The sequence below is a fragment of the Thalassoglobus sp. genome (genome assembly GCF_048270125.1).
Lineage (GTDB): Bacteria > Planctomycetota > Planctomycetia > Planctomycetales > Planctomycetaceae > Thalassoglobus.
Genome location: NZ_JBLWTN010000037.1, coordinates 43,585 through 55,247 on the forward strand (window position 1 = coordinate 43,585; position 11,663 = coordinate 55,247).

Genomic DNA, 11,663 nt, shown 5'->3' on the forward strand with positions numbered 1-11,663 from the left:
AGCCACGTCATCAAGATGACGTGGCTTTTTTTGGGATAAATGAAATGTTTCGCCAGACACTCTAACTCTCCGGCGAAATTCTGACGGGAGGAGGACTCATGTTCATGCGACCTGTTTCTTGCTGGGTGTTGTTAGTCATCGCTGAGTTTGTGGTTCCTGTTCAAGCGGAATGGGTACGACACACGATTGATCAAAGCTCTCGCGGTGCAGATGGTGTCCGCGTGATGGACATCAATGGAGACGGCCTCCCGGATTTGGTGACAGGGTGGGAAGAAGGGGGGCAAATTCGTGTCGCGACACACCCCGGTACTCAGCTTTCAAAAAAAGCATGGCCTGCGGTAACAGTCGGAAAGGTGAAGTCGCCTGAAGATGCGGTCTTTGTCGATCTCGATCATGACGGGAACGTAGATGTGATCAGCTGTTGTGAAGGGAAAACGCGAACGGTTTTTGTGCACTGGGGAAGCCACGATTCTTCGATGTGGCAAACTCAATCGATCCCCGCTACGGAAAAGGTTGCGATGTGGATGTTTGCAGCTCCGCTGGATGTTGACGGAGAGAATGGAGTTGACCTCATCGTCGCTGCCAAAGGACCGGGAGCAAAGATTGGCTGGCTGAAGAGCCCGAGTGATGCACGCAATCTCGAAGAGTGGAAATGGCAACCACTGGCAGATGTGGGCTGGGTCATGTCGATCGAGACAGTCGATATGGACGGCGACGGTGATCTGGATATTCTCTACAGCGACCGAAAATCAAAAACTCGTGGTGTGCACTGGTTAGAAAACGAATCAGAGACTGAGCCGGTGCATGCTTGGAAGCGCCACACGGTAGGGGGAACCGATCGAGAGGTGATGTTCCTGGCATTGGGGGACGTCAATCAGGATGGACAAATCGACATCGCCACGACTGTGAAGGATGGCCCAATTACCTGGTTTGAACGAGTCGATTCCTCTGGCAGGAAGTGGACTGTGCATGAAGTCGATTTGCCTGCAGGAACCGGCAGCGGAAAAGGAATTGCCATTGCTGATGTCGACTTGGATGGAAAGAACGATCTGGTTTATACCTGCGAACATGCAGAGAAGAAAATCGGGGCCGGGTGGTTGTCTGCTGGTCAATCTGTACAGAATCGCAACTGGAGACCAACTGACATCAGTGGGACCAAACACGGAATCAAATTTGATTTGATCCAAATGCTCGATCTCGACGGTGACGGAGACTTGGATCTCGTGACCTGCGAAGAGCGTGACAATTTAGGGGTGATCTGGTACGAGAACCCAACAAAATAAAGCAGTTTGCTCTAAGCCTTCGTTGTTCCATTTCGTTGTCCCATTTTGCTCCCGGTGATTCGCCGGGAGTAAAAGGACCGCCAAAAAACAGTGATGTCTCCACAGGCCAACGGTGAACACATTCTTATTCGAAAAATGCAATCAGACTTGGTTCGCATTTCACAAGCGAACCAAGATTGAGGAAAGACCGAGAAAGTAAACGTTTTGTGGAGGACTGAAGTCCTATCGAGGTCCAACTGCTCGATTGCTTACTTGTGGTCACTTACTTGGCCACTGAGGAGACTTTGGGGGCTTCAGCTTCTTCTGGTTCTTCGCCATCTGGAATTTCGACGACGAGGATCTCGACGACGAATTTTGCACCGCCTCCAGCACCACCACCGCCGCCACCATCGAAGTTTTCCTCAGCGATTCCAGTCTCCGCTGATCCAGGGTCAGAACTTCCGGAGCCGTTCCCAGCTTGTCCATTTTGCTTGGGCATTGACTTAGACGGACGGGCGTTGCTTTTAGAAAGCAGGATGTCGAGAGAGCGAATAGTGCCTGATTTTTTGTTCGGCTTCACTTTTCCATCCATCCACATTCCGTTGCCGCCGAGGATTGTGAGCACGTCTTCATCTCGTAAGGCAGTTCGATAATGCTGAACCGTTCTCTGATTCATCTGGCTCGATTCTATTCGAACATAGTTTACGATGGTTGACTCTGCTGATTGCAAAGCGCCCGACTCACCCGGGAGCGCAAATCGGAGTGAAGTCGTGACTTCTGCTCCTTTGTGAATTGAAAATGGAAGATCGGAAGCGACATAAGTCTGAGCGTCCGGTTTGAGTGCTCCTTCGTACATACGGTCCATGAGTGAGATCAGCGTTTGTTCGCTCGCTTCCATCCAGTCATAGCTTGCTTCTTGGCGGGCGATCGCTTCGGGATCTGGATCTTCTTTTTTCTTGGCTGGTCGTCCAGGTCTTGGCCGGGCAGGTCCAGCTGCGCCTCCTGATCCTGCAAACTCTTCGCCACCTCCAGTTTCACCACTTCCACCTCCACCACGGTTGTTCCCACCGGGATGTTGTTCTCGCGGGGCGGACTTAACGAAAACGTGAATCGCCGGGTCAGTCAATTGTTGCTGGAAGAGTTGTTGCTGAAGCCACTGCCTTGGTGATTTCGTTTGGTTTTCTTTGAGTACGGATTCCACAGCATCGCGAGTTTCCGGGAGCGGGATGGCTGCTGCGAAGACGAGAGCTTCTGCTGAATTTGGATTCTTTTGGAGCATCGATGTTGCTAATCCGACCATCTGTTCGCCCCATAAGTAAGAGACCGCAGCTTCGGCTTGAGCATGGTTGAGAGAGACATGCGGAATCTGAAGAGGCTTCGCTGGAGGTTGATTGTTTCCCTGTGGACTTCCATTCGCTCCGAGGCCTCCGGGCATTTCCATCATTTCTCCACCGGATGCTTCAAACCCTCCCATTTCCCCAGAACCCATCATTCCGAAATTGTTTTGCCTCGCGTTGGCTGGTGGGGCTTCCACACCGATCAGGCTGTTCATCGCTGCAACTGCAAATCCAAGATGCAAATCCTTGGCACGTTCCTGAAGCGATTTCTCTTTCTTTTTGGGTGGGGCCTTTGGATCTGTGGCAACTTCCGGGAGGGAAGCGTTGGGGACCGTGAGGGCTTTCCAGAGCAGAGCTTGTGACGACTGGTTCGCAGGCGACAGGCTTTTCATGAGTGCGACCATCGCCCATTCCGTAGACTGGTCTTGAGGGACTCCAAGATTAATTTTCCCTTGAAACACTTGCTCGACCGCATCGTTCGCCCCTTTGGTTCCGTTTAGCGCCAGGCCGTCAAGAAGTGCACGTGCAATTTTTTCTTTTCCGGATGGCCCACGTTGTCCTCCAAACCCTTCTCCGCCAAAGCCCTCCATCCCAGCCCCTTCCATCTCTCCAGAAGCTTCGATGAATGCTTCTCCACTGCTTCCACCCTCGCCACCATTGGCAGCACCTCCGGCCTGAGGTGCTTTCGTGAGCGCTGCGATCCACGTTGTGAACTGGCCAACCGCTGAAGCCTGTCCGATTTTCTGCTGTGCGAAGGTGTTGATGATCTCGATCACTTTGGCATCACCTTCAGCAATGGCTTCGGTAGTCTGCTCAGGCGTCCACTCTGCAGTTTTCGCAGGGCGAGGCGGTTTACGAGGTTGACCGCCGATTCCATCTGCGCCACCAACGCCTCCTTCGGCGCCCGGTTCGTTCATCTCTGCGCTCATCATCATTTCGGGATCACCTGGCTCACCGGCTGACGATCCTCCAGGGTCGGTCATTGCCTCGCCTGCCATCTCTGGACCTTCCGTTCCCATCTCGGTGCCCGCCATACCCGGGTCCATTCCGCCTTCGCCCATCCCATCTTCACCAGTCGGGGAATTGGGGGTTGACTGATTGTCACTCGAGTTGTCGCTGGAGGGGGCAGGGGAGCTTGAACCGCCGCAGCCCAGAGAGAAGATGAGAGTGAACAGCGAAAGAGTCCGCATCACTTTTCGAATCATGGGGGCACCTGAAACGCGGTAGATGATTGAGATGAAGAACGTGTTTGAAATGTCTTGCGAAAGACAGCACCCACGGATCATGGATGCTGTATGGTATTCGCAACAAAGAAGAGGGAAGAATGTCCCCTCTCTTCATTTTGGACATGAATGAATCTTCAGGAAAAGTCGTTCGTTCAGTCTGGCATCTTACCGGTTGAAATTCCAGTCCAGCCGGTATGCAGACACTCTCTATCTGCTGTCGATGATTGATGATCCTCGAAATCCCTTGGTTCCCCATGGCTGATATTGGTTTGAAACTGACAATCGTAGTCAGGAGTGTTCAAACGCAATTGAGCTATGCTGATTGCAGCGCACTGTGAAAAGACCCGAGCGTTCTGCACATTCACGAGCTTTGTGAATCTTTCTCAGAGTGATCGTGCTGGCGAATCGTCCGGACGACGGTAATGGCAAGCGTGATGATCGTAAGCGGAATGACGAAACCCAGCATCACGATTCCAAATGTACGTGTCATGGAAGGGATTGTCGCCGCCGTAATCAGGTAGGCGGTGTAGGCGAAGTAATATCCCAGGAACAAGCTACCCTCCCAGCGGGAAATCATGTGTCCGGTAAAGAAGATCGGGAGACAAGCAAAGGCGACTGCAACCATCACCGGGATATCGAGTCGAAGTGCCGTTTCGGAGATGCCGATGCCATTGGCGGAAACAAGGCTTGAGATTCCCAAGACTCCCAGAATATTAAAGATGTTGCTGCCGACGACATTCCCCACCGCAATATCCCGTTCTCCTCGAATCGCAGCCATGATTGATGTCGCAACTTCAGGCAGCGATGTCCCCGCTGCTACAACGGTCAAACCGATTACAAGTTCTGAGACACCAAGACTCCGAGCGATCGTCGTCACTGCTTCAACAAACCATCGTGAACCGAGAACCAACAGCGCGAGCCCAGCGATGAGGAGGGCGAGGTTCAGCAGAATGCCCCGAAGATCTGAAGCCTTCTCAGCAACGCCAAGATTCGCTTCGTACTCAGCTCTAACGACGGCTTGTTCCTGGCGACTTTTCCAGACGGCCCAGAAGTTGTAGGAGATCAATCCTGCAGTGAGCAGCAGTCCATCGAGCCTTCCAATCTGGCCATCCAGAGCAAGTAGCAGGACGAGAACAGAAAGCCCCACCATGAGCGGGACATCAAATCGAATTAACTGCTGCGAGACCACAAGCGGTACGATTACAGCCGAGATCCCAAGGATGAACAGGATGTTTAAGATGTTACTGCCCACCACATTGCCGAGTGCCACATCGGGCTGCCCCGACAATGTCGATTGAAGGCTTACAACAAGTTCGGGGGCGCTCGTTCCGAAAGCGACAACTGTCAGGCCGATCACCAACGGTGAGATTCCAGCTGCACTCGCCAGTTTGGTCGCACTACGGACAAGCAGTTCGGCGCCGAGCGTCAGAACAAGAAGCCCAAACATCAGCATCAGTGTGACCACGGTGTGCGTCCCTTAAAGACGGATGAACGAGGTAGAAAAATCACAAGGATTGTATCAAAAGTAAATGCCACGCTTACCAGCTGTTAGAGCAGTTTGCTCTACCGTTTGCCCGTGAAGAACGCATTTCTCTAGCAAAAATGCTGTTCGCCACGAGGCAGGACCTGCAAACCAATCCGAAAGATGCTCTAGGCATTGTTGCTCATGTTTTTAAAGTGATGAGAACTCGGGCGTCGTGGCCCACTGCGAGTGCTTCACTGGGCGTCTACTTCCGTCTCGCACGGTTCATAAACGTGGTGCATCATTCACTACTCAACAGAGGCACCTCGATCCAGAAGAGTTACGAGTCTGAGATAGTTTCGACGGCGGACTCGCTTTCTTCCAGTTCCGCAATCCGATTTTTGACCAAGGCAGCTTGTTCCTGAAGAGATTCCAGTTCGAGCTTTTTCTCTGCGATCTGATTCTTTAAAACTCGCAAACGTTTGTGTGGATCGCGGTGAATGATGCGGTCGACGATTTGCAGAATGAGAATCGCTCTCCAGGCACGCATAGCTGTCCCACGGAGCCGGAAGACTTTCGCTGTTTTTGATAGCCTCGATAACCGTAGTGATCCACCAAGCCGAAAGATACGCATGAACGCGATCATCGGCAGGCAGATGATCGCTAAGTCGAGCCAGTGTTCCTTGATGAAACGGATTTTCTTCGAGACAAGAGTAATCATCAACAAGAATTCGACTGCGAAAGCAAACCAGATGAAAGCTTGTGCAATCTGTACGACGAGACCAAAGGTTCGATTGGCTTTAATCTGATCTGTGTAAACGTATTCGACGCCAAGCAAGGGGAGTACGAGCAATGCCATGGCGATCATTGCATAGCTGAGTTTGAAATCGATTTCGTTCGCGAGATCGTCGGTCGCGACCCGCCATCCGAATCCGGGAATCCAGACAGTGGTTCCTGTCCGGTGATCTCTGCAACCGAGCCTTAGCGGGGGGAACAGGCAAATTTTGAGGTGTTGCCGCATCTGGGCTGACCCATTTCTCCAATGCGTGATGGCCTCTGCGAAATAAGCCAGCCAAAGCACGAGAATTGCGACTCCACAGTAAATGGAAACATGGACATACCGACCATCGATGTCCGAGAGCAGATGCATCGCGATCCCGGCCAGTCCCAGCCAAAGCAGCGTGACCACAAACATCGGCATCGCCAGTTTGTGATCCAACGATGTTTGAGCGTTCGAGTCATTCATGGGGGATCGTCATCCGGGGGCAGGGGAAAGTCCGGGAATAAGGAGTTCGGAAATTAGGAAACTGCGGTTGGACCCCACATTTCAGGGCGGGGCATACTGCGTTACTGGGAATTCTACTTCTGAGGAGAATTGGACCGTGACATGTTCAGTTGATCATGTGAGACAAAAGCTTACGGAACCGAGAGAAAAACTCCAAACCATGCAGGAGCATTTTCGAGGCTTGACGTACCCGTAAACTCGCTTTCATGACATCATAGACTGCTCGCCATGAAGCAGAACGTATAGGCCAATCTCGGATTTGCTCTAGCGATTCTGATTTGCTCAGTTGTTCTCCCTCGAAAACCTCGTAAACTCCACACTGAACGAACGCACGGCAGCCCTTCTCGGATGAAAATTCATGGCGATTTCTTACAAAGATTCTGGAGTTGATCTCGATTCCTACGCAGAAGCGATGGCTCGAATTCCAGCTTTATTGAAGCGAACACAATCTTCACGGGTCATGCCACTCGCGGGGGGCTTTGCAGGCCTGTTTCGACTTCTCGGAGAAGGACGTTCGTACAAAGATCCCGTACTGGTCTCCGGTTCGGATGGAGTCGGAACGAAGGTCAAAGTCGCGATTCGGGCCGGCCGCTTCGACACCGTGGGGATTGATCTGGTCGCGATGTGCGTCAACGATTGTTTATGTATCGGAGCGGAGCCGCTCTTCTTTCTCGACTACCTCGCGCTCCCGAAGGATGATCCCGACCTCGTTGCGAATCTTGTCAAAGGAGTTTCAGACGGTTGCGTCGATGCGGGAGCTGCCTTACTCGGTGGAGAGACAGCGATCATGCCTGACCTCTACTCACCCGGTGATTTGGATATGGCTGGCTTTTGTGTCGGTGTTGTCGAGAAAGAGGATCTCATCGACGGAACGAAAATAGAATCTGGCGATGTGATTCTTGGCGTAGCTTCGGATGGATTGCACTCCAACGGTTTCAGCCTGGTTCGAAAAGCTGTCTTCGAAGTCGCCAATCTGGAGATCGATTCTCACGTTGATGAACTCGGAATGAGCGTCAGCGAAGCGTTACTGACCCCAACAAAGATCTATGCGAAACTTGTCGCCGCGTTGTTAGGTGATGAAGCAGTAAAACCGAACGTGACCGGGATCGCACATATCACCGGTGGTGGGTTGGCCGAGAACACAGGGCGAATCGTTCCAGCGGGGCTTCAGGCATCGATTCGTCGCTCAGCTTGGGAGACGCCAGCGATCTTCAACTGGATTCAAGGTCTGGGAGAAATCGAGCGAGAAGAGATGTTCCGCGTCTTCAACATGGGGATCGGTTTAGCAATCGTCGTTCGTTCTGAAGCCGCCTCTGCAGTCAAAAAACGAATTGAAGAAACCGGCTCACAGTGCTGGGAAATCGGCAGCATCACTTCCGGTAAAGAACCCGGTGTCTATGCCGACTGACCCTCGACCACGAGAGCTGGCAGGCAACTCATTTCGATGCAATCTTCTAAAACCCGCGCAGCGACCAGAACCAGTCCGAAAACTTCTGGGATGGCCGCTTTTCTCAACGTTTAAGAGCAATTTCAATTATGGAGAAGAAAAGAGTGAAACCAGCCATCGTGAACTCCGATTCTGACACACAGGTTAAGGTCGTCAGAAGCTTCGACGCGCCAGTTGACTCGGTTTGGAAACCTTTCACCGACGCGGACTTGGTTCGTCAATGGATGCTCGGACCGCCGGGCTGGTCGATGCCTGTGTGCGAAATGGACTTTCGAGTCGGCGGCAAGTACGAAAACGTATTTTGCAATGAAGCAGACGGTTTTAAGATTGCAATGGTCGGTCACTTTCGCGAAATCGAAACTCATAGCAAGATCGTTCAAGACGAAAAGCACCTGATCGGCGATTCACCAGACGACGCAAGCCAGGAAATGGTCGTCACCCTCACCTTTCAGGAGACGGACCTGGGAACGACGGTCACCACGTTAATCGAGTATGCATCAACAACGGCCCGCGATGAGGCCCTGGCGACCGGAATGGGAGCTGCAATGGAGATGGGATACTGCCGCATCGATGAGCTCTTAGCTGGCTGATCGAGTTTCGTTCTACCGCCGATTCGGCGACCGCGAAGGGCTTCCCTGCCACTCTGTCGAACAATATTGGGCACAGCCTGTGATCTACCTTGCTCTTACCGCTCTGAACGATAACCATAGCGGTTCTAGACAACCTTTCACGTTGCGTCAGGCGAAAAGAGCCTGACCTACTTCACTCAGCCCGAAATCAAATGGACCATGGCAGACCTGACTGGCACGAATGATCCCGATACCGGAGACATCTACACAGGATTCGACCGATTCGGTCGAGTCAAAGATAACCGTTGGTACGGCTACGGAGCGATGGCGGATGCTGATCGCATTAAGTATGGCTACGACCGATCCAGCAACAGGATCTGGCGGCAAAACACCGTCGCCGATGCACTTTCAAAACACTTCGATGAACTCTATTCCAACGACGGCATTCAACGCCTCAAAGACTTGGAGCGGGGAACTCTTAACGCTCAGAAGGATGGAGTGACGGATGAAACGTTCGCCGAATGCTGGTCGCTCGATCCAACCGGGAACTGGAAAAAATATCTGCAAGATGATGACGGTGATGGAACCTGGGACTTAGAGCAAGCTCGTACCGCCAATGAAGTGAATGAAATCACCGATATCACAGAAACAACCGGTCCCAGCTGGGTGACACCTGCCTACTCCAAAGCAGGCAATATGACCACCATCCCGCAACCAGCTGACCCCACAAGCTCATACACAGCCACCTACGACGCCTGGAACCGGTTAGTGAAACTCGTCGATGGTGCGAATACCGTCAGTGAATACGAATACGACGGAGCCAAACGGCGGACTATCCAAAAAAGCTATGCTTCCGGGGTTCTCGACGAAACACGCCAACTCTACTACACCGACCCCAGCAAATGGCAGGTCATCGAAGAACGTGTCGATTCCTCCACTGACTCCGAACAGCAACACATTTGGGGTCTCCGCTACATTGATGATTGCATCCTCCGAGACCGAGACACTACCGGAAACGGCACACTCGATGAACGCCTCTACGGAATACAAGACGCCAACTGGAATGTCACCGCCATCAGCAACACGAACGGCACTGTTCAAGAGCGTTATGCCTATTCAGCTTATGGGACACCAGTGTTCTTATCTGCTTCGTTAGGCAGTCGAAGTTCGTCCAGTTACGACTGGAGGGTTCTCTACGCTGGATACCGATGGGAAACTGGGACGGAGTTGTTGCATGTGAGGAATCGAGCATACGCTAGTCCATTAGGGACGTGGTTGCAACGCGACCCTTTAGGACTCCATGCAGGCATCTCTCTCTACCAATCAGTCACCTCGTCACCTTTGAACTTCACCGACCCATCTGGGAATTATGCGATCCCACTCCCACCTCCAGCTCCAATAACTCCAATAATCCCATTGATCACAGCATGTTTGGCGTTTCCTCCATGTGCTATTGCCTTGGTAGGAACTGTTGCGATTGGCGCTTGCATGTTGATCCCAGCGTGTCGTGCTAGCATGGAGAACTTGATAAGGTCAATCTTAAAAGTCTGTGCAGGAGCGATCACCGCAACAATTTTTTACTGCGAAATTCATATACGAAACGATGACGGTAGCTGCATCTACTTCTGCCCTGACTTTGACGACTATATAAAAGTCACCGATTGGCAAGGCTCTGACTTCGATTGTCCTGACGTATTTGGCTTTGATTCTGGTGATATTCCTGACGACTTGCCGACACCTATTTAACCATAGCGGGTGAAAAAAATGTACGATAGATTTAATGGAGGCCCCACAGCAGAGTTTACTGATCAAGTCCACAAGGTTTGGCGTCATGCTCAAACGATTTCCTCGGCGATACCAGGGAGGAGGTCTGTGCGACAGGAAGACATGCTTCTTGCGTGGGCTGATAGCGTTATGCCTAGATGTGACTGCCGAGACAAACTCGAATCCGTCTTGCTGCCGCATTACGCAAATTCAGTTTGGACGCGATTGGATGACGAGGTTTGTGATGTGACGCCTGAAATTCACCTCGCCGATTCATTCAGTGTTTCTCTCGCAGACGCAAACCGTTTCGCGAATCAACCGAAGAAAGTAGGCATTGAATGGGTGGTTCCTAATTTGTTCTACAATTCGCCAATCATACTAAATTTGATAACAGCTTCGTCGCTCGATCCTGATAGGTTGTTGGTATCTGTTGTCGATATTTTGCATCGAGACAAGCGAACTATCATTGGCGTTTATCGCCGCAGATTGAAATTACCGGGCTGGGAGTCGCATGGCAATAAGATTGCACGGGAGAATTACTAAGGGACAGTAGGGTCCGCAGTGCGGACCGAATTGAGATTACTCTTTTTTTGAGATTGCCTATGGCATGCTCCCCATTTTCTGATCCATTTGTTATGAGAGTCTAACTGACCGATGATGGTCAAAGGAGACTCTGATGACGAAGCGACGAAGACGTAAACCTGAGCAGATTGTGAAACTTCTCCAGGAAGGTGAAGTGATGCTGGCAGCTGGAAAGACTTTGGGTGAAGTCTTGCAGAAACTGGAAGTCAAGGAATCGACCTGGATGCGGTGGAAGAAGCAATACGGAGGCATGAAATCGGATGAGGCCAAGCGGCTTAAGGAGCTTGAACTTGAGAACCGTCGACTCAAAGAGATGCTGGCTGAATCCGAACTCGATAAGCGCATCTTAAAGGAAGCCTTGGAGGGAAACTACTAAGCCCGACTCGACGACGTGAAGCTGTCTTGCACGTTCAGGAAGCGTGTTCGATTTCGGAGCGTCGGGCTTGTGAAGTTCTTGGCCAACCTCGCAGCACGCAGCGATATGAGCCGACGACCAAGGAAGATGAACCTCGATTGATCGCTCGTATCTTGGAGTTGGTGCGGCGGGTGGCACGCTCAGACTGGAGCGGAGCGTAAGGATGGGCGTGGCGAATTTCGTGTTGACTCTCATTCTTCCGCCATTGGTAATATTCTATCCATTTGCAGCGGATCGAGTGGCACGATCTAAGTGTAGCGAAGCGGAACGGTGGTCGTGGCAACTGCGCAATGGACGTTCGCTAATTCATCAAC

8 protein-coding genes are annotated in these 11,663 nt (G+C 51.8%); 5 read left to right on the top strand and 3 right to left on the bottom strand.

All coding sequences use genetic code 11. The features are described 5' to 3' along the window. Nucleotides 1-98 precede the first annotated feature (98 nt). Nucleotides 99-1,283: an FG-GAP repeat domain-containing protein gene (locus ACN0YR_RS23390; protein WP_417851630.1), complete on the top strand. Its 1,185-nt coding sequence runs from the start codon at nucleotides 99-101 to the stop codon at nucleotides 1,281-1,283. 262 nt (nucleotides 1,284-1,545) lie between these two features. Here ACN0YR_RS23390 and ACN0YR_RS23395 read toward each other — a convergent pair whose 3' ends face one another. The 3 genes from ACN0YR_RS23395 to ACN0YR_RS23405 form a co-directional block, all read right to left on the bottom strand. Beyond that, nucleotides 1,546-3,804 carry a hypothetical protein gene (locus tag ACN0YR_RS23395; protein ID WP_417851631.1) on the bottom strand — a complete coding sequence of 753 codons (2,259 nt, stop codon included), beginning with the start codon at nucleotides 3,802-3,804 and terminating at the stop codon, nucleotides 1,546-1,548. A 382-nt stretch (nucleotides 3,805-4,186) separates the two neighbouring features. Continuing rightward, complete coding sequence (locus tag ACN0YR_RS23400; RefSeq protein WP_417851632.1) at nucleotides 4,187-5,290, bottom strand: calcium/sodium antiporter; 1,104 nt, start codon at nucleotides 5,288-5,290, stop codon at nucleotides 4,187-4,189. A 337-nt stretch (nucleotides 5,291-5,627) separates the two neighbouring features. Continuing rightward, a complete protein-coding gene (locus ACN0YR_RS23405; protein WP_417851633.1) occupies nucleotides 5,628-6,533 on the bottom strand; it encodes a hypothetical protein in 906 nt (301 codons plus the stop codon). 397 nt (nucleotides 6,534-6,930) lie between these two features. On the opposite strand from ACN0YR_RS23405, the gene purM reads away from it, so the two are divergent. From purM to ACN0YR_RS23425, 4 genes are all read left to right on the top strand, one after another. After that, nucleotides 6,931-7,980, top strand: coding sequence for a phosphoribosylformylglycinamidine cyclo-ligase (gene purM / locus ACN0YR_RS23410; RefSeq protein ID WP_417851634.1), 1,050 nt, complete (start codon nucleotides 6,931-6,933; stop codon nucleotides 7,978-7,980). Between the two features lie 128 nt (nucleotides 7,981-8,108). Beyond that, entirely contained in the window at nucleotides 8,109-8,609 is a 501-nt protein-coding gene (locus ACN0YR_RS23415; protein WP_417851635.1) for an SRPBCC domain-containing protein, read from the top strand. A 198-nt stretch (nucleotides 8,610-8,807) separates the two neighbouring features. After that, nucleotides 8,808-10,334 (top strand): RHS repeat-associated core domain-containing protein, encoded by a 1,527-nt coding sequence (locus ACN0YR_RS23420; protein ID WP_417851636.1) that lies wholly within the window; start codon nucleotides 8,808-8,810, stop codon nucleotides 10,332-10,334. Nucleotides 10,335-11,028: 694 nt separating this feature from the next. Then, nucleotides 11,029-11,310 (top strand): transposase, encoded by a 282-nt coding sequence (locus tag ACN0YR_RS23425; protein WP_417851637.1) that lies wholly within the window; start codon nucleotides 11,029-11,031, stop codon nucleotides 11,308-11,310. The last annotated feature ends 353 nt before the right edge of the window (nucleotides 11,311-11,663 follow it).

What these genes read in the sequence shown, in the direction of transcription:
- purM (WP_417851634.1), top strand. Translation starts at nt 6,931, where the DNA reads ATGGCGATTTCTTACAAAGATTCTGGAGTTGATCTCGATTCCTACGCA.
- ACN0YR_RS23395 (WP_417851631.1), bottom strand. Translation starts at nt 3,804, where the DNA reads ATGATTCGAAAAGTGATGCGGACTCTTTCGCTGTTCACTCTCATCTTC.
- ACN0YR_RS23390 (WP_417851630.1), top strand. Translation starts at nt 99, where the DNA reads ATGTTCATGCGACCTGTTTCTTGCTGGGTGTTGTTAGTCATCGCTGAG.
- ACN0YR_RS23405 (WP_417851633.1), bottom strand. Translation starts at nt 6,533, where the DNA reads ATGAATGACTCGAACGCTCAAACATCGTTGGATCACAAACTGGCGATG.
- ACN0YR_RS23415 (WP_417851635.1), top strand. Translation starts at nt 8,109, where the DNA reads ATGGAGAAGAAAAGAGTGAAACCAGCCATCGTGAACTCCGATTCTGAC.
- ACN0YR_RS23420 (WP_417851636.1), top strand. Translation starts at nt 8,808, where the DNA reads ATGGCAGACCTGACTGGCACGAATGATCCCGATACCGGAGACATCTAC.
- ACN0YR_RS23425 (WP_417851637.1), top strand. Translation starts at nt 11,029, where the DNA reads ATGACGAAGCGACGAAGACGTAAACCTGAGCAGATTGTGAAACTTCTC.